At 34.7% G+C, this 18,558-nt stretch carries 18 protein-coding genes; 5 read left to right on the top strand and 13 right to left on the bottom strand.

The window, feature by feature from the left end; genetic code table 11:
- Nucleotides 1-53 precede the first annotated feature (53 nt).
- From BLT57_RS11870 to dnaA, 4 genes are all read right to left on the bottom strand, one after another.
- Nucleotides 54-770 carry an SAM-dependent methyltransferase gene (locus tag BLT57_RS11870; RefSeq protein ID WP_091425939.1) on the bottom strand — a complete coding sequence of 239 codons (717 nt, stop codon included), beginning with the start codon at nt 768-770 and terminating at the stop codon, nt 54-56.
- Nucleotides 771-774: 4 nt separating this feature from the next.
- The gene (locus BLT57_RS11865) at nt 775-2,175 is read right to left on the bottom strand and encodes a PQQ-dependent sugar dehydrogenase (protein ID WP_091425938.1); all 1,401 of its coding nucleotides are present in this window, start codon (nt 2,173-2,175) and stop codon (nt 775-777) included.
- A 67-nt stretch (nt 2,176-2,242) separates the two neighbouring features.
- Nucleotides 2,243-2,707 (bottom strand): low molecular weight protein-tyrosine-phosphatase, encoded by a 465-nt coding sequence (locus tag BLT57_RS11860; RefSeq protein WP_091425936.1) that lies wholly within the window; start codon nt 2,705-2,707, stop codon nt 2,243-2,245.
- A 9-nt stretch (nt 2,708-2,716) separates the two neighbouring features.
- The gene (gene dnaA, locus BLT57_RS11855; RefSeq protein WP_091425934.1) at nt 2,717-4,144 is read right to left on the bottom strand and encodes a chromosomal replication initiator protein DnaA; all 1,428 of its coding nucleotides are present in this window, start codon (nt 4,142-4,144) and stop codon (nt 2,717-2,719) included.
- Between the two features lie 192 nt (nt 4,145-4,336).
- Here dnaA and BLT57_RS11850 point away from each other — a divergent pair, with 192 nt between their 5' ends.
- Nucleotides 4,337-4,747 (top strand): thioesterase family protein, encoded by a 411-nt coding sequence (locus BLT57_RS11850; RefSeq protein ID WP_091425932.1) that lies wholly within the window; start codon nt 4,337-4,339, stop codon nt 4,745-4,747.
- Here BLT57_RS11850 and BLT57_RS11845 read toward each other — a convergent pair.
- From BLT57_RS11845 to BLT57_RS11825, 5 genes are read right to left on the bottom strand one after another with little or no spacing between them, the layout of a single operon-like run.
- Nucleotides 4,744-5,364, bottom strand: coding sequence for a YigZ family protein (locus tag BLT57_RS11845; RefSeq protein WP_091425930.1), 621 nt, complete (start codon nt 5,362-5,364; stop codon nt 4,744-4,746). The genes BLT57_RS11850 and BLT57_RS11845 overlap by 4 nt on opposite strands.
- A complete protein-coding gene (locus BLT57_RS11840; RefSeq protein ID WP_091425928.1) occupies nt 5,365-6,228 on the bottom strand; it encodes a DMT family transporter in 864 nt (287 codons plus the stop codon).
- Nucleotides 6,225-6,842, bottom strand: coding sequence for an HAD-IA family hydrolase (locus BLT57_RS11835; RefSeq protein ID WP_369825371.1), 618 nt, complete (start codon nt 6,840-6,842; stop codon nt 6,225-6,227). The genes BLT57_RS11840 and BLT57_RS11835 overlap by 4 nt, the downstream gene beginning before the upstream one ends.
- Nucleotides 6,829-7,833 carry a bifunctional diaminohydroxyphosphoribosylaminopyrimidine deaminase/5-amino-6-(5-phosphoribosylamino)uracil reductase RibD gene (gene ribD / locus BLT57_RS11830; protein ID WP_091425925.1) on the bottom strand — a complete coding sequence of 335 codons (1,005 nt, stop codon included), beginning with the start codon at nt 7,831-7,833 and terminating at the stop codon, nt 6,829-6,831. Before ribD ends, BLT57_RS11835 begins: the two co-directional genes overlap by 14 nt.
- 2 nt (nt 7,834-7,835) lie before the next feature.
- Complete coding sequence (locus tag BLT57_RS11825; RefSeq protein ID WP_091425924.1) at nt 7,836-8,291, bottom strand: hypothetical protein; 456 nt, start codon at nt 8,289-8,291, stop codon at nt 7,836-7,838.
- A 54-nt stretch (nt 8,292-8,345) separates the two neighbouring features.
- On the opposite strand from BLT57_RS11825, the gene BLT57_RS11820 reads away from it, so the two are divergent.
- Together BLT57_RS11820 and prmC are read left to right on the top strand one after the other, a co-directional pair.
- Nucleotides 8,346-8,837 carry a GNAT family N-acetyltransferase gene (locus BLT57_RS11820; protein ID WP_091425922.1) on the top strand — a complete coding sequence of 164 codons (492 nt, stop codon included), beginning with the start codon at nt 8,346-8,348 and terminating at the stop codon, nt 8,835-8,837.
- On the top strand, nt 8,834-9,703 hold the full coding sequence (gene prmC / locus BLT57_RS11815; protein WP_091425921.1) for a peptide chain release factor N(5)-glutamine methyltransferase: 870 nt from the start codon (nt 8,834-8,836) through the stop codon (nt 9,701-9,703). The genes BLT57_RS11820 and prmC overlap by 4 nt, the downstream gene beginning before the upstream one ends.
- Before the next feature lie 46 nt (nt 9,704-9,749).
- Here prmC and BLT57_RS11810 read toward each other — a convergent pair whose 3' ends face one another.
- The 3 genes from BLT57_RS11810 to BLT57_RS11800 are packed head-to-tail and all read right to left on the bottom strand — an operon-like array spanning nt 9,750 to nt 15,193.
- Nucleotides 9,750-12,221 (bottom strand): glycoside hydrolase family 2 protein, encoded by a 2,472-nt coding sequence (locus BLT57_RS11810; protein WP_091425919.1) that lies wholly within the window; start codon nt 12,219-12,221, stop codon nt 9,750-9,752.
- On the bottom strand, nt 12,211-12,918 hold the full coding sequence (locus BLT57_RS11805) for a copper homeostasis protein CutC (protein WP_091425917.1): 708 nt from the start codon (nt 12,916-12,918) through the stop codon (nt 12,211-12,213). The genes BLT57_RS11810 and BLT57_RS11805 overlap by 11 nt, the downstream gene beginning before the upstream one ends.
- Before the next feature lies 1 nt (nt 12,919).
- Complete coding sequence (locus BLT57_RS11800; protein ID WP_091425916.1) at nt 12,920-15,193, bottom strand: beta-N-acetylhexosaminidase; 2,274 nt, start codon at nt 15,191-15,193, stop codon at nt 12,920-12,922.
- A 60-nt stretch (nt 15,194-15,253) separates the two neighbouring features.
- Between BLT57_RS11800 and ligA the strand changes: the two genes are divergently transcribed.
- Both ligA and BLT57_RS11790 read left to right on the top strand, forming a co-directional pair.
- Nucleotides 15,254-17,248 carry an NAD-dependent DNA ligase LigA gene (gene ligA / locus BLT57_RS11795; protein ID WP_091425914.1) on the top strand — a complete coding sequence of 665 codons (1,995 nt, stop codon included), beginning with the start codon at nt 15,254-15,256 and terminating at the stop codon, nt 17,246-17,248.
- Nucleotides 17,249-17,345: 97 nt separating this feature from the next.
- Nucleotides 17,346-18,086: a hypothetical protein gene (locus tag BLT57_RS11790; RefSeq protein WP_091425913.1), complete on the top strand. Its 741-nt coding sequence runs from the start codon at nt 17,346-17,348 to the stop codon at nt 18,084-18,086.
- Here BLT57_RS11790 and BLT57_RS11785 read toward each other — a convergent pair.
- Nucleotides 18,075-18,464: a DoxX family protein gene (locus BLT57_RS11785; protein WP_091425911.1), complete on the bottom strand. Its 390-nt coding sequence runs from the start codon at nt 18,462-18,464 to the stop codon at nt 18,075-18,077. The genes BLT57_RS11790 and BLT57_RS11785 overlap by 12 nt on opposite strands.
- Nucleotides 18,465-18,558 lie beyond the last annotated feature (94 nt).

Genomic DNA, 18,558 nt, shown 5'->3' with positions numbered 1-18,558 from the left:
ATTGTCAAAAAAGTGTAAAATAAGTGTGAATGATAAATGGTAAGCTACTGTTATTAGTCTTTGTGAATAATAAAAATCGCAGGTCTTTTATGAAGATCTATCTTGGTATGTTTCCATTCATTAACCGTCATTGTCTTAATGTATTCTGTTGGAAGCGTAATATCACAAGCTACACATACTCTTGTGTTTGTGTGTAAAGTTGCACATATATCTTCAAGAATTTTATTATTGCGATATGGTGTTTCAATGAACAGTTGTGTTTGATTGTGCTCATATGATAATCGCTCCATACGTTTTAAAGTCGCTTTTCTTTCCGATTTATCAATAGGAATATAGCCATTAAATGTAAAACTTTGCCCGTTCATACCCGAGGCCATCATTGCTAGTATAATAGATGAAGGGCCGACCAAAGGAACCACTTGAATATCATTCTCATGAGCTAGTTTTACAATATCTGCTCCAGGATCTGCGATACCGGGACAACCGGCTTCAGATAATAATCCCATCGGTTTTCCTGCTTTACAGGTATCTAAAAAATTCTGAATTTCTTCAGGTTTCGTGTATTTATTGAGGATTTCAAAGTGCAAGATGGACTGCTGTTTTCTTGAATCGACTTTTTTAATAAAACGTCTCGCAGTTTTTTCATTTTCTACAATAAAATCATCAACCATTTCAACAATTTTTTTTACTGAAATAGGTAAGACTTCTAGCGGTGGATTATCTCCAAGACGCGTGGGAATGAGATAAAGTTTTCCGTAGTTAGGGTTCATAGGATTAATCTACAATCAGTTTACGAATATTACTATTTCCTCGTATATCTATAATTTCTATGAGATATAAACCACTTGTGAGTGATTTTGTTGATATTGTTAACAATTGTTCTTGAAAGTTAGTGTGTGTTTGAATACGTTTTCCTTGTACATCGTTAATTCGAATCTCACTGACTATGTTTGACGTGTTTACTAAATCAAAAGTTAGCAGGTTGTTAACTGGATTAGGATACATTTTAATGTCATTTAAAGTAGATTCATTGATACTTAAATTGGCATCTTCTATTCTAAAAATGCTTCCCGAAATTAAGCCAATAGCATAAAGTTCGCCATTCACGTCTTCAGCAAAAGTCGAAAACCCTTCTCCAATAAAACGATCTAAAAATGTTAAATTGAAATTATTCGGACTTATTTCTTCAACTACACCAATTTCGTCACTACAAAAATCTGCAAAGAAGAATAAATCTAGAAGGCCTGTTTGTATGGTTCCTCTATAACGATATCCTCCTGTAATAGAACATTTGAATGGATTACCACCATAATTATATTCAGCAACTGGAGGTTGATGTGTGATGGTATTACATCCTGCGCCACTGCTAAAAGTTGTGGTGCCTTCAAAGCATTTCCAGCCATAGTTTTCGCCTCCTGTAGAAGTTGAAGAGACATGATTAATTTCTTCTCTTGTGCTCTGGCCAACGTCTGCTATCCACATATCACCATTAGATCTATCAAAAGAAAACTTCCATGGATTTCTTAATCCGTAAGCCCAAATTTCATCCATCGCAGCAGTATTGGAAACAAATGGATTGTCTGCAGGAATTCCATAATTACCGTTGCTAGTGCCATCGACATCTATTCTTAATATTTTACCCAATAACAAACCTAAATTTTGAGCTCTATTTCCTGGATCGCCTCCAGAACCTCCGTCACCAGTGGATATATAAAGATATCCATCATTTGGACCAAAATGCATGTCGCCTCCATTATGATTTGAAAAGGGTTGGAATATCGTTAGCAAGATAACTTCTGAATTTGGATCTGCAAGACTAACCGAGCTTCTCGTAAATCTAGAAATCACGGTATCACCTATATTATTGATGTAATTCACATAAAAAAAACCATTAGTTGTATAGTTAGGGTGAAATGCCAATGCAAGCAAGCCTTGTTCGCCACCATTATTACTTACTCTAGAATCAATATTTAAAAATGGAACACTACCTACGCTGCCGTCGGCTTCAATGATTTTAATAACCCCTGCGCGTTCAACAACAAAGAGTCGATCGTCACCGGCATGTTTAGCATTCACAGGACTAGAAAACCCCGATGCATATAGTTCTAAACTAATATCTTGGGCATAAGTATTTGATATAAAGATGTAGGCGAAGAAAAGTGCGATTTTTTTCATTTTTCTAGATTTTAAGGAATGTGTTTACAAAATACGAAAAAAAACGCCAGTATTATTGTGAAAATGATTATGCGCTTTCGTTTATAAGAGTCTTAGATAATTTTGCACAAGCTTTATCCAGTAATTTAAATACGTGTTCAAAGTCGGACATATCGCCATAATAGGGATCTGGAACATGTTGCTGTTTATTATTAGCATTTACCTCTAACATCAACTTTACCTTTGCAATATCTTCATTGGATCTTGCTAAATTTATAACATTTGTAAAATTAGAATGATCCATAACAAAAATATGATCAAAAGCATCAAAGTCACTCACCAGAAACTGTCTTCCACTTTGATGAGATATATCGATACCGTGAGATTTCGCTACAGCAATCGATCGGTGATCTGGAAGATCCCCAACATGATAGTTTGCAGTACCTGCGGAATCGACATAGAATTCACTCTCAGGAAGTTTAGATTCTAAAATTCCATGAGCTAAAGGTGAGCGGCAAATATTACCTAAGCACACCATGAGAATACTTTTCATTAGTTGATTTTAAAGAGAAAGTTTTTTTGAAAGGTCTTCAACGTATTTTCTGAATTGCTTATCTGTAGAAGATAGGTTGTCTACGGTTTTACACGCGTGTAAAACAGTGGCATGATCTCGTTTACCTATTTGAGAGCCTATACTTGCTAATGACGCCTTAGTGTATTTTTTAGCAAAGAACATTGCTAATTGTCTAGCTTGTACAATGTGACGTTTACGTGTTTTAGATTGTAAGGTGCTCACATCCATTTGGAAATAATCTGAAACTACCTTTTGGATATAATCTATAGAGACTTCGCGTTTCGTGTTTTTTACAAATTTCTCAACGATTTCTTTCGCAAGATTTACTGTAATTTCTTTCTTATTAAAAGAGGATTGTGCAATTAAGGAAATAATGGCGCCTTCCAGTTCTCGAACATTTGTTTTGATATGCTTTGCAACATACTCTACAATTTCATCAGGCATTTCAACACCATCACGATAGAGTTTGTTTTTGAGTATTGATACTCTGGTTTCGAAGTCAGGACTTTGAAGTTCCGCAGAAAGTCCCCATTTAAAGCGTGATAGGAGACGTTGTTCAATGTCTTGCATATCCACAGGAGCTTTGTCACTGGTTAAAATAACTTGTTTCCCATTTTGATGTAAGTGATTGAAAATATGGAAAAATACGTCTTGAGTTCCTGACTTGCCCGATAAAAATTGAACATCATCAATAATTAAGACATCTATAATTTGATAGAAGTGAATAAAATCATTTCGATTGTTCTTTTTTACAGAATCGATATATTGTTGTGTAAATTTTTCAGCGGAAATATATAAAACTGTTTTTTCAGGATATTTATCCTTGATGTCAACACCAATGGCATGAGCAAGATGTGTTTTTCCTAAACCAACACCACCAAAAATGAGAAGCGGATTAAAGGATGTGCCTCCAGGTTTATTCGCAACGGCTAAACCAGCATTTCTTGCTAAACGATTAGAATCACCTTCCAGGAAGTTTTCAAAACTGTAATTTGGATTGAGTTGAGACTCAATTTTTACATTTCTGATGCCTGGTATAACAAAAGGGTTTTTTAATTCTGGATTTTTATTATTTAGAGGAACGTCTACATCTTGAGATTTTAGAGCGCCACGATTAGAACTAGGTATTTTTTCAGTAAATGGCTGCTTGTTTCCATAGGTGTTTTCCATTTTGATTACATAAACCAATTTGGCAGTTTCTCCTAATTGTTTTGTTAAAGCAACTTTTAATATTTTAACGTAGTGTTCTTCTAGCCACTCATAGAAAAATTTACTAGGGACTTGAATACTTAAAGCGTTATCAGAGAGCTTTACTGCTACTATTGGTTCAAACCAAGTTTTATAGGCTTGTGGTTGTATGTTGTCTTTTATAAAAGACAGACAGTTGTTCCAAACCGATTGCGCAGTTACATCCATTCTCTAAGTTAGTTTTTTTCGTTTGTTAGTTAGTCAGCAAAAAAAAGAGAAATTCGAGTTTCTCTTGAATCATTCTTATGAGACAAATATGTGAACAAATTTCTTAATAAAAAAATCAAAAAGGGTTGAATATTAAGAATTTTTTCCTCATGTTTAAGTCGGTCCGAAATTACAAAAAAAATATCAAAAACTATGTCCAACCTTTGCAAATTTGATGAGATACAATTTAGAGTGCGTTATGGAGAGACCGATCAGATGGGTGTAGTGTATCACGGCAATTACGCGCAATATTTTGAAATGGGTAGAACAGAGTGGTTACGTAAAATGGGTTTTTCTTACAGTCAAATGGAGGAGAGCGGTATTATGTTGCCCGTCATCTCACTTTCCATAAATTACAAAAAGTCAGCCTGTTATGATGACATCATTAAAGTAAAGACTAAACTCGTAAAAAAACCTGCTGTAAAAATTGAATTTGATTATGAAATATTAAATGAAAACGATGAATTATTAGCAACGGGAAATTCAGTTTTAGCATTTATTGATGTTTCTAAGAAACGCCCTACAAAATGTCCTGATTATATTTTAGACAAACTGCAAATTTAATCGTTTAACGCCTTTATGTTAATCTCATATAATTTATCAAACGTTTCAAAAATCGATTTGGAATCATTTAATCGTACCGAAATAATAAGTTCACAACTCAATTCTAGGGTTTGATTAATCACTTTGAGGTTTTTTTCTTTGATAATTCGCATGACTTTATTCATGTTTTTATAATCAAAAGAGATGGCATATCTAATATTGACTGTGCGTTCTTTAATCTGAACTGTATCTAGTGCCATCTGAGCCGCAGTTCTATAGGCATTAATTAGCCCACCAACTCCTAATTTCACCCCTCCAAAATAGCGGACAACGACTACCAATATATTGGTAACTTCAAAAGATTGTATTTGACCGTAGATAGGCATTCCAGCACTGTTATTGGGCTCACCATCATCATTGGCTCTAAATACAAAGTTATTTTCTTGCATTCCAAATTGATAGGCATAACAACAATGCCGTGCCGCATGATGTTGTTTTTTTAAGCTTTCCAAATGTTCTTTAACATGTTCTTCCGAAGTCACTGGAAATGCATATCCAAAAAATTTACTGTTTTTATCTTTGAATAGAATTTCCTCAGAAGGCTTGGTTATCGTTCTGTAAATATCGGTGTGCTCCATTTAAGCTAAAGTTACTATTATAATGGATACGATAGCCAATGCGATTCCAACCCAATTCATTTTTGAAATTTGTTCCTTAAAGATAAATAGACCTAGTAAGGTTGATGCCATGACAATAGCGACATTGTTCACCGTAAATAAGGTTGAGCTTTCCAAACTGTCATGGTTCAATGCTTTAAGTAAATAATAAATAGAAAAATAATTAACGACACCTAAAATACTTCCGCCGATAAAGGTTTTGAATGGAACTCTAAATGATTTTTTTAATGCTTTGATCATTAAAACTGCTGAACCAATGATAAATGCAAAAGCGAAAATAGTTGCAGAAAATATCGGAATACCATTCTCTGGTAAATAGGTTGTTTCTATATATTTTATAGAGGTGTCAATGACTCCAGAACCAAAGAATAATAAGATAGGCAGCCAGAGTCCTTTGGTAACATTGGTTGTAGATTTTGGTTTTACCGAAGTAAGATAAACTGATACCAATGCGAGTACAATACCAATAATTTTTTGAAAACCAACGCCTTCATGATACACATAAACACCAAATATAACGGGGATAATGACACTCATTTTTGAAGCAACTGATGCTACTGAAAGTCCGTTGCGTTGTGCAGTAAGCGCCATGACATTAAAAATTGCAATAAACAAAAACCCCAATCCAATAGCACCATAAACCCATTGTGAGGCTATGATCTCATTTATATTAATTGGCGCATCATAACTCCAAAGTCCGAATAAACAAGCTGTTAGATAATTGATAACAATCGCCTGGAGTGTATTTATACCGTATTTATTAAATAATTTAAATAAGATAAAAATGAGTGTTGACGCTGTTATACTGAGTAAAAGATATATCAAAATAGATGCTGATTAATGGTGAACAAATCTACAACGTCTTCTTTTGTTTCATCAATATTCCAAACCTTAATTCCTAAACTCGCAGCAGCATCAGTGTTTTCTTTGGTGTCATCAACGAAGAAGCATTCTTCAGCTTTCAAATTATTGTGTTGCAATACGAACTCATAAATTGCTTTATTTGGCTTTCTTAAGTTAATCTCATGTGATAAATAATACTGATCAAAAGAGGCTTTGAATTCTTTATAAAATGGAATTCGATCAATAACCCAATTGATATGTAGCTCGTTAGTATTACTCAAAAGGATGCGATTGTAGTTGTTGTTTTGAGCAAGTTCTTTAAGAAAATCTAATCTTTTAATCGGGAAATCTCTTAAGATATAATTCCAAGCATTAATAATGTCTCTTTTCGATAGCTTAGGGAAATTGTTAGTATAAAATGTTACAAATTCTTCGGTAGATATTAATCCTTGCTCGTATAAGGTGTTTATGGCAATAAGATCCTTTGGTAATGCATCGATTTCGAATAAGTTGAGTGCATTTTGCATGGCGCCTTCTTTGTCTAAATTAATGAAGACGTCACCAAAATCGAATATAATCGTTTTAATTATTGACATATTGTTTTAAAATATCATTTAAAATAAATGCTTCTGAAATGAGCTTTCCTGAAAATTTGGGTGCTTTTGTTCCATTATTGAACATAGACTTGCCAGTAAAAACGCGAGCTTCGTCCCATAGGTTTTCATCAATAAAGGTTTGAAGTGTTTTCGCTCCACCCTCGATAATAACAGAGTTAATATCTCTAGCATGCAATAATTTGGCAATTTGAGCCGCAACAGGTAGGCTAAAATTGATCGTATCTTCAGACATAATTATGGTTTCTGCATCGCTATTAAAAACAGCATGCTTTTTTAATAACTTATGTTGTCTATCAATTACAATGCGAATCGGTTGTTTTCCTGTCCAATCACGAATAGTTAAACAGGGATTGTCTTCTGTTACGGTAGTCGTACCAACGAGAATAGCTTGTTCTTCTGAGCGCCATTTATGAACTAATTGTCTTGAAAACATATTAGTAATCCAGACGGGTTCTTTTTTGTCTTTCGTAGAGGGTGCAATATAACCATTTGAAGTTTCGGCCCATTTCAATATTATATACGGACGTTTTTTATTGTGAAACGTAAAGAAACGTTTGTGATGCTGTTTGCATTCAGTTTCTAAAACACCAACAGTAACGTTGCAACCAGTTTGTCTAAGTTTAATTATTCCTTTTCCAGCAACTTGCTCATTATCGTCTACACAACCAATGATGACATTTGGAATTCTAAATTTGATAATTAGATCACTGCATGGTGGTGTTTTTCCAAAATGTACGCAAGGCTCAAGAGTGACATATAGTGAAGCTGCGCTTAGCACAGTTTTATCTGATACGGCATTTATAGCATTCACTTCGGCATGATTACCGCCATAAGCACTCGTATAGCCTTCGCCAATAATCTTTCCCTCATGGACTATCACACAGCCCACCATTGGGTTAGGAGCTGTATTTCCTAATCCGTTTTTTGCGATATCAATGCAGCGCTGTATGTAAGTTTCGTGAGTTGTCAATATTAAAGTTTAATCTTTACGTCTTCAGTTTTATCTACTTGGTACCTGTGTGAAAAACCAAATACCTTATATTGGATATCGCCAATATACTGCACTTTAAGTTTCTGACTAAATAAACTGCCAATGAGACTGCCCATATTTTTAGTACTCAAAATACTGTCTGTGGGAACACTCGCCATTAGCGGAATTGAAAATTCTTTATTGGTTGGCACATCAAAACTCTTTGAGCTTACAATTGCCATTTCATTATCATTTACAAATACTTTTATACCATCAGATTTAAGTACACCACCAATATCATTCGGATTTAAAAAATAGGCATCAGCAGTTAGTGTCACATAATTAGATGTGGATTCTAGAACTTTAATATTGTCTATTTTTAAGAATTCGGGCTTTTCATTGACTGAGCAACTCAAACAAAAGAGGAAAAGTATTGATAAGATAATCAGTTTCTTCATTTAATTTTTTATGAGATTTAACGTACCTTCACGCTGTAAAAATACTATAATAAAGTGAGTCATAATAATATCATTATTAGGGAAATTCAACCAGAAGACAATCTGCAAATAGAAGCGGTGATTAAAGGGTGTTTTCCAGAATTTAATATTCCGTTGAAAGGCACCGCTTATGAAGATGCAGAAACACCTTTCATGTACGAATCTTATCAAGGTGACCGACAGATATATTTTGTCTTAGCTAATGATACAGAAGTGTTAGGTGGGGCTGGAATAAAACAACTCAAAGATTTTAAAGGCAATGTTTGTGAGCTGCAAAAAATGTATTTCTCTCCAAAAGTAAGAGGTAAAGGTTTCGGTAAAAAGATGTTTGAGACCTGTTTAAAAGCGGCAAAAGATTTTGGTTTTGAAACCGTTTATTTAGAAACAGCTTCCCAGTTAAAAGCGGCGATTCATATTTATGAGGTATTCGGATTTCAACACAGAACCGAGCCTTTAGGAGATACAGGTCATTATTCCTGTGGTGTTTGGATGACCAAGGAGCTATGAGATTAAAAGCTATTTTACATATCTATCATACTGAACTAGATAGTCTCTACGGAAATAACGAAGTAGATTCCTTTTTTAATCTGGTGGTTGAACATTATTTGGGAATCAAGCGCATTCATCTAGTTATGGATCCTGAATACGCCATTTTAAAAACAGAAGAGCAACCAATTTTTGAAGCCTTGAGTGCACTTAAATTGGAACAACCAATTCAGTATATATTGGGCGAAACAGAGTTTTATGGATTGCCGTTTAAAGTAAATTCGGAAACCTTAATTCCGAGACCTGAAACTGAAGAGTTAGTGGCTTTAATATTAGATGATGTTTCTTCAATTACAATAGATACGCCTCTAAAAATTATTGATATTGGAACGGGTTCAGGTTGCATTGCAATTTCCTTAGCTAAGCAGCTTCAACAAGCGAAAGTTTCAGCCTTAGATGTGTCCGAAGCGGCTTTAAAAGTAGCCAAAAGGAATGCAGAGATGAATACGGTTGATATTGAATTTATTTGCAATGATATACTAAACCCTCGTCATAATACACGTGTTTTTGCATCTAATAGTTATGATATTATTGTCTCAAATCCACCATATATTCGCAACCTCGAAAAAGAGGAAATCACATCCAATGTATTAGATTATGAACCGCATTTGGCCTTATTTGTGGAAGATAAGAATCCACTGCAATTTTATAAAGCCATCTGTGAGTTTGCTCTATTAAACCTAAAAGATAGCGGTACTTTATATTTTGAAATCAATGAATATTTAGGAGCAGAAATGATTGCATTGATGAAAAATTTTGGTTTCAAAGACGTTGCATTAAAAACCGATATTTTTGGAAAGGATAGAATCATCAAAGGGATCAAATAACAAAACAAATGTATATTACAACTCGTACGGAATTTGTTTTAGCATCTCATTCTATAAGATGATTTAAAGTTTTAATTTTTAAATCATCAATAGCCTTACAATTCGTTTCAAACTCAATTACAATAATTTTATTTGGCAATAAGTCAAAATAATTATCACTAAAATGACCTTTTTCCTTAGTGTAGAGAAACACGTTTTTTTGAAGCGTCGTACTTTGTAAGGTGATTTGAAACCCCTTATTTGTTTTTGTAATGGTGCGCTCAATTGATGCTTTTAAGAGTTTTAGGTCTTTGGGTTTTACCAAGTAGAAATAAGAGTGTGTGTCGCTAAACTCTGAGACAATCACAACTTCATTTTTAGTAATATCAAGAGTGTTTAGAGCTATCGTATGCATTAAAGTGCTAGAGTTAGGTTTAATATCTAACCCTTTTGAGTATGTCTTTATTATGCGTCCATTAAAATCGAGAACTTTAATAGACAGCATATCATAAAATGATCCAGAATAATCATTAATAACAAAGGTTTTTAAAGTGTCATTTTCAATCGTATTAGAGACTAATACATTTTCAAACGCTTTTTTAGCCTGATAATGTAAAGCTTTCCAATTTCCGAAGTAATCGATACTCGACCAAGACACTGCTGGCCAACAATCGTTAAGTTGCCAATATAAAGTTCCCATATTGTAAGGTTTGGCTCTACGATGCGCTTCAATACCTTTTGTGATGCCGTAAGCTTGTAACAACTGACTGACATACACGTAATCTTCTACAGTATTTGGAACAGGGAAATCACGTTGCATATATTCATCAATGAGCTCAAAACCACGAACATGCTTTTGATGATTTTTAAACGCTTCCGAGGTAATCTCTAATGAATCACTCTGATTACTATAGCGAATCGCTTCATAACTAGGAAACGACTGAAACCCAAACTCACTCATAAATCGTGGGACGTTCTCTTCAAGATGCTCAAAAGGGTAGGCATCATGCCAAACCCACCAATCGTGAGCATCACCTTCGGTTTTATATTTCAGATTTCCACGACCGTAACGCGGAGAACTTTCCCAATAATCAGTATTCGTTAATTTGTTGACTGTATTAGGAAGAATGCTATCGAAAACTTTTAAATAGTTGTTCCAAATTTGGTCTTTTTCTTCATCGCTTTTATCATTCTGCCAACCCCATCGATGCCAACCTTCAGAGTTTTCATTATTTCCACACCATAAAGCAATAGAAGCATGATTTCGTAAACGTTTTACATTTTGAATAGCTTCTTGTTGTACATTGTCAAGAAAGTCGTTGTCACCAGGATACATGGCACAAGCAAACATAAAATCTTGCCAGATTAGAATCCCTTTTTCATCACACAAATTATAAAACATATCATTTTCATAGATGCCACCTCCCCAAACTCTAAGCATATTCATATTAGCATCAACAACATCATCTAAAAGTTTTTCATAATGAGCGTCTGTGACTTTGTTTTGCATACTATTTTGCGGAATATAATTGGCACCTTTCATATATACGGGAATACCATTGATTTTAAAATAGAAGGACTCGCCAATACTATCTTTTTTAGTAATTAAGTCAATAGTTCTCAATCCCTTTTTTGCGGATATACTATCTAGGATTCTTTTGTTATCACGCACGACTACTTTAAAATCGTACAAATAGGGGTCTCCTAAATTATGTGGCCACCAACGTTTTGGATTTTCAATTTTAATATTAAAGTCGGTAGTGCTATCAGCTCTTATGTTTTCAAAGGATTTGTGAAGCTTATTATTAATATAAACATCATATTGTAAGGGTGCTTCAGAGGTGTTTTTAATATCGAGATGCATTGATAAATTGGCACTAATGTCATTTAACTCATCTAATTTGATAAAGACGTGGTTGAGTTTAAGCTCATTCCAAGTCTCTAGAGTTACAGGCCGCCATATACCGCTCGTATTGAGTTTTGGTCCCCAATCCCAACCATATTGAAATTGTGCTTTTCTTGTAAATATGCGATTGCCTTCTGGGAGTTGGTAATTCAGTTTTGCTTTCTCTTGTTCTTCGGAAATAGAGCTGCGTTCAAAAACAATGCGTAAGTCATTTTGGGGTTTTAGAGCCGATTTGACATCCACTGAAAATGCTCTGAATGCATTATCTGTTTTTAGAATTAAACTATCATTCAAAAACACTGAAGCATAGGTGTCTAAACCTTTAAAATTAAGCTCAATATGGTTTTTATCAAGCGTTTCTTTATCGACGTCAAAAGTCGATTTGTATTCCCAATCGGTATCTGAAATCCATTGTAAGCTGTCTTCATTATTACTAATAAAAGGATGCTCAATCCGTTTATGATCTAACAAATCGGAATGCACATTGCCAGGTACTTTTGCTGAGCTCCAAATCGAATCATTAAGAGATTTATACTGCCAATGACTATGTAAATCAATTGAAATTGGTATGTCATGTTTGGGTTGGCAGCTCATTATAGAGAACACCAGAATGATGACAATGCTATACTTCATCTGCAATGGCTTTTAAAATAGCTTTAATTTCTTTTATACTCGATACTGTTTGAGGTGTGCTCCCAAAATAGACAGAAGATTCTGTATTCATAGCTTCGGAAGCTGACGCATGTAGTTCCTCAAAACCTTCATCTTTAAAGTATTTGGCATTTTTCGAAGACACACGGCTTCCAACCAAAAGCGTTATATAGTTTTTTGCGTGTTGCTTCAAATCTTTTAAGGTCTCCAATCCGTCTATCGCTTTAGAATGTTGTCCAGAGGTTAGAATTCTATCTACTCCTAAGTCGATGAGTTGGTCTATTGCATCTTTCGGATTCGGAACAATATCAAATGCCCGATGAAATGTAAATGCTAATGGTTTTGATAATTCAATGAGATTTCGAGTTCTTTTTAAATCTATGGTATTATCAGGTTTTAATACACCAGATACAATCCCGTGGCAACCTATAGTTTTACAGATTTCAATGTTCTTTTTTATGATTTCGAACTCTTCTTCCGAATAACAAAAATTTCCACTTCTGGGTCTGATGAGCACAAAGGTTTCAATGTCTAAATCGGAAATCACCTGATTTATTAATCCGTAAGATGGTGTAATGCCACCAACGGATAATTCACTACAAAGTTCGATGCGTTGTGCTCCAGCTATTTGAGCATTTTTAGCCGATTGGTAAGAGTTTGCGCAGATTTCTAGCAACATATTAGTTGATTATTATTTCGTCTATAAAGGTCCATGCCTTTTGTCCGGCTCCTTGTTTGCCCTTTGGAATGGTGCCGAAGTTTGGGATTCTAAGTTTGATATATCGAGAGCGTTGATTGAGATTAAATTTTGTTGTAATTATTAATTGCTCTCGCTGTTCTAAATGATTTATTACTAAATCATTGTCAAGCTCTAATTTTACTTTGTTTGGCGCGTAAATCCATTGACCGTTACTATTATAGAATCGTGTTTCTACTGAATAGATTTGAACTTCTTCTCCCAAATCGATTGTAATTTCAATATCCTCACCCCAAAACCCTAACCATTCTTTATCACCATAACGTGAGTCACTCCCCGAAATACTGTTTATAAGTCCATCTGGTCCACTTCCTAAATAGGATTGATGTGGGATTTTATCAATTGAAATTGTTTTGCCAACGGCTTTATGGTAATTAAACTGTTTTGTAAATGTTGTACCTAATTTTTTGTTCGTTTTTGAACTAAATACAGCTGCCTTTATTGTTTTCGAGGTATCAATACGAATAGGCTCTATATATGGTCGTGATTCATCATCAGGATCAGTACCATTCATAGTCAGCCGTATTATTTTTCCATTGGTCACAGTAGTTAATTGATATGCTAGTTCGTCCTTATTTTTTAAGACGTCACCCGAAATTTCATATAAATGATTGGCATAGTTTACATCTATAGCATCGAGGCGTTCATTAAAATGTTCAACACGCTTTGTGAAATCTGTGTAATCTTTATTCTCATTTTTAGACCAGACCACTTCACTCATGGCAAGTATTCTCGGAAATGCCATATATTCTACTTGATTTTGAGTTGGCATGTATTCGGTCCATATATTACCTTGTGCGCCTAGAATATATTTCGCCTCTTCTTTGGTTAGTCCTTCAGGTATCGGATTAAAATTATAGACTTTTTCTAAAGGGAGGTATCCACCTATCGCTAAGGGTTCGTCACTGTTTGTTGATTGATAATAATCAAAATAACAATGTGAGGTTGGTGTCATGACCACGTTATGGTTTTGTTTTGCCGCTTCTATAGCACCTTTGGTGCCTCGCCATGACATCACTGTAGCATTGGGAGCTAATCCGCCTTCTAATATTTCGTCCCAACCAATGATTTGTTTGCCTTGGGAGTTGAGGTAGTTTTCAATGCGCGTGATGAAATAGTTTTGAAGTTCGTGCTCGTCTTTTAAATTTTCTGTTTTAATTCGGTTTTGACATTGCGTACAATTTTTCCATTTGGTTTTAGGTGCTTCGTCTCCTCCAATATGAATGTATTCACTGGGGAACAGTGTAACCACTTCATCTAAGACATCTTCCAAAAACGAAAAGGTCTCATCTTTTGAGCAATAAATATTTTCAAAAACACCCCATTTTGTTGCCACATCAACAGGTTCACCTGTACAACCTAAACTAGGATAAGCGCTAATAGCCGCCTGAGCATGTCCTGGCATTTCAATTTCCGGAATCACTGTAATATGCCTAGTTTTTGCGTATGCAACAATATCTTTTACATCTTCCTGAGTGTAATAACCGCCATAGCGATTACCGTCAAATTGATGGGGTTGATCACTGTAATGTCCTATAAGGGTTTCATTTCTATAGGCAGCATGCTCTTGAAGTTTAGGGTATTTTTTTATTTCGATGCGCCAACCTTGATCATCGGTTAAATGCCAATGGAAGGTATTCATCTTCAACATAGCTAGTGCATCAATGTATGTTTTGATGAAATCTACGGAATACATATGTCGACTCACATCCAGATGCATGCCACGATATTGGTATTGCGGTGCATCGGTAATGGTTATGCATTGAATACCTATGCTTTTCTGGGAAAGTGAACCATTTTCAAAGTCTTTAGGCAATAGCTGTCTCAGAGTTTGTACAGCATAGAAAGCGCCTTGATCTGTTTTTGCTCTAATAAAAATTTGATAAGGTTGAATGTCTAGCGTATAGCCTTCAGTATTTTCAATGGTTTCATCAAGAATGAATTGGATATCATTATTGTCATCCAGAACTATTGAGCTTCCTTTTTGAATATAGTTACGTAGAAATTCTGCGGAAACTTTAAAAGTATCATGAGAAGAGATTCCAACGGAATTATCTAAAACAAAATAACCTTTGTTAAGCGTTTGATTTGCGGGTATAGGAATAATTTGGGCTATTTCAGGAACATACACCTCAGATTTACAATTGAATAAAAAGCTAATAAAAACACTGATCGCAACAATTTTTTTGAAGTACATTTTAGTATATTAGGTGCTTTAAATATAAGGTAAAAAGATAACTTTTTCACAACAATTTTAATGAGTATAGAACAGAGAATTCATAGTCTTCGCGAAGAGTTACGCGAACATAATTATAACTATTACATTCTAGATAATGCTACGATTAGTGATTATGAGTTTGATATGAAGCTTAAAGAATTACAAGATCTTGAGGCAAAACATCCAGAGTTTTATGATCCAAACTCACCGAGTTTAAGAGTGGGTGGAGAGATTACGAAAAATTTTGAAACTGTGGTTCATGAGCATCGTATGTACTCCTTAGATAATTCATATTCAAAAGAGGATTTGTTGGATTGGGAAAAACGTATTGAAAAAAATATCGATGGCAACGTAGAGTTTGTTTGTGAACTCAAGTATGATGGTGCATCAATAAGTCTCACCTATGAAAATGGAAGTCTTGTAAGAGCAGTCACTCGAGGTGATGGAACACAAGGTGATAACGTAACAGCAAATATTAAAACGATTAAATCGGTACCACTGAAGTTAAAAGGGGATTATCCTCAAAAATTTGATATCCGTGGAGAAATCGTTTTGCCATTTGAAGGCTTTCGAAAAATGAATGATGAACGATTAGAAGCAGGAGAGGAACTCTACAGGAACCCTAGAAATACAGCCTCAGGAAGTCTGAAGTTACAAGACAGTGCTGAGGTAGCTAAGCGACCGTTGGAATGTTTATTATATAGTCTTAAAGGAAACAATCTTGGAATATCTACACAGTTTGATGGATTAGAAAGGGCAAGACAAATGGGTTTTAAAGTACCAGAAGCAGCCAAATTAGCAACATCTGTGGATGAGGTATTAGAATTCATTGAATATTGGGATGTGCATCGTCATGACCTACCTTATGAAACAGATGGTGTCGTGATAAAAGTAAATAGTTTGCAGCAACAAGATGAATTAGGTTACACGGCAAAAGCACCACGTTGGGCCATGGCCTATAAGTTTAAGGCAGAACAGGTATTAACACGTTTAAATGAAATCACCTATCAGGTGGGTAGAACAGGAGCCATTACCCCTGTTGCTAACTTAGAGCCAGTAGAATTAGCTGGTACAACAGTAAAGCGTGCTTCACTACATAATGCAGATCAGATTGAAAAACTAGACATTAGAGAAGGCGATGAAGTGTTTGTTGAAAAAGGTGGAGAGATTATTCCTAAGATTATTGCGGTAGATTTAAGTAAACGTCCATTAGATTCTAAACCGACGCAGTATATTACTAATTGTCCCGAATGTCATACAGAATTGATTAGGCAGGAAGGGGATGCTAAGCATTATTGTCCAAATTATAATGGCTGTAATCCCCAAATTATCGGACGAATTCAACATTTTATTTCTCGAAAAGCCATGGATATTGAGGGACTAGGAGGGGAAACTGTAGCGCTTTTAGTGAACGAGGGTTTGATTTCCAACTATTCAGATTTATACACGCTTACTAAAAAAGAGGTCCTGCCTCTTGAACGCATGGCGGAAAAAAGTGCTGAAAATTTGATAAATGGAATTGAAGCATCAAAACTAATTCCTTTTGAGCGTGTTTTGTTTGCCATTGGAATTCGATATGTGGGTGAGACAGTCGCTAAAAAGTTAGCTAAACACTACAAAAGTATAGATGCTATTAGTAGGGCTTCGGTTGAAGATTTAATTGCTGTAGATGAAATTGGTGAGCGCATTGCAGAGAGTGTTGTCGAGTTTTTTGCTTCCGAAGAAAATAGAATCATTATTCATAAACTCAAGGACTTTGGTGTGCAATTAGAATTGTCTGCAGACCTTCTCGCCAATCAAACTGATAAGCTCAAAGGGCTATCGATTGTTGTTTCAGGAGTTTTTGAAACTGTGTCAAGAACAGAGCTTAAAAAACTAATAGAGGATAATGGCGGAAAAGTATCATCTTCCATCTCATCTAAAACAAGTTATGTCGTTGCAGGTGCCAATATGGGACCAAGTAAGCGAATAAAGGCAGAATCATTAAATATCCCAATACTTACCGAGATTGCATTTTTAGACTTATTGAAGTAAATTTCCTACTTTGTGTTAAAATTAATCGATTAAATGCGTTTTTATTCGTTTATATGTAATTTTTATATATATTTGTTTTGCTATTAAGAATAAAATTATGCAATTAAGTAAAATACTTGGCGTTATTTTAATCGCCTTAAGTGTGTTTTTTCTTGGCTTACAATTCAAGGGTCTGGAATTGGAAGCTTTTGGGATAAAGGCTTTAGCGATGTTGTTGCTTGTGGTGCTTTATTTTAGTACTGTGCGAGTTAAACATCCGTTATTTATATTGTTTTTAGTTTTTTTCACTACCGCTGAAGTTTTTAATTACTTCACTTACGATTACTTTCCAGATGAGGGCGAAACCATTGATATATACTACATCATTGGCAACGTGCTTTTTATATGTGCTTATTTATGTCTTATTGCCCGAATATTTACGATAATGAATTTTAGGAAAGCACTTGTTAAGTTTCCATTTCAAATTTTATTATTATTTGGTCTTGGTATTTTTGTAGTTTACATGATTACCGATTTGGAAAGTTCAATGTTTGATCTTGATTACACATACGCCGTGGAGCTGTTTTATAATATGGTTATTATGTTTTTAGTGAGCTTGGCATTAGTAAATTACATGTATAAAGACAGTAAAAAATCAATGAATTTATTAATTGGTTGTATCCTCATCGTGTTTTCAGAAGTCATCCAAATTGCTTATTTCTATATTAGCAACTTCGATAACACTCTCAATTTCGTTTATTCTGTATTTCTTGTTGGGGCATTTGTTTTCTTCTACTTTCAATGGCGATTAATTGATGAACCAGAAAGTATTTATAATTACTCAGAGTTAGAAGCTTAATTTCTTACCAAATATTGGAATGTCTTTTCTATAGATATATAAAATCCCTAAAACAAGTAGGAAGGTAATTAGTGCCGTATAAAATAATAGGCCTCCGTCATTTCTTATGTCAATACCCAGTTGTGTTAAATGCATACTAATAGCGCCTCCGATTATTCCTAAAGTTAAGGTTGCTCCAATCCACACCGTTTTTCTTACTAATAAAAGTATTGCAGCTAAAAGTTCAGCAATTCCTATACCAATTCTACCAACTGGTTCCAGTCCAACCATAGTAAAGATGAATACACTGTCTTCATGTCCTGTAAATTTAAATCGAAGTGTTTGTATTAAAATAATAGCTACTAGGATTCTTAAAGTGAGAGGAAGGTGTTTTTTCATAAGATAAAAGTATTGATGTTTAGACGTTTAGAAAGCTAAAACCTACATCCAACATGTCTAATTCAATATTTAATCGATAAAACGTTCAAAAAAC

This window comes from Formosa sp. Hel1_31_208, from assembly GCF_900104785.1.
In the GTDB taxonomy this organism is placed as follows: domain Bacteria; phylum Bacteroidota; class Bacteroidia; order Flavobacteriales; family Flavobacteriaceae; genus Psychroserpens.
Note: the sequence above shows the minus strand (reverse complement) of the source record. Positions and strands in the feature narration are given on the sequence as shown.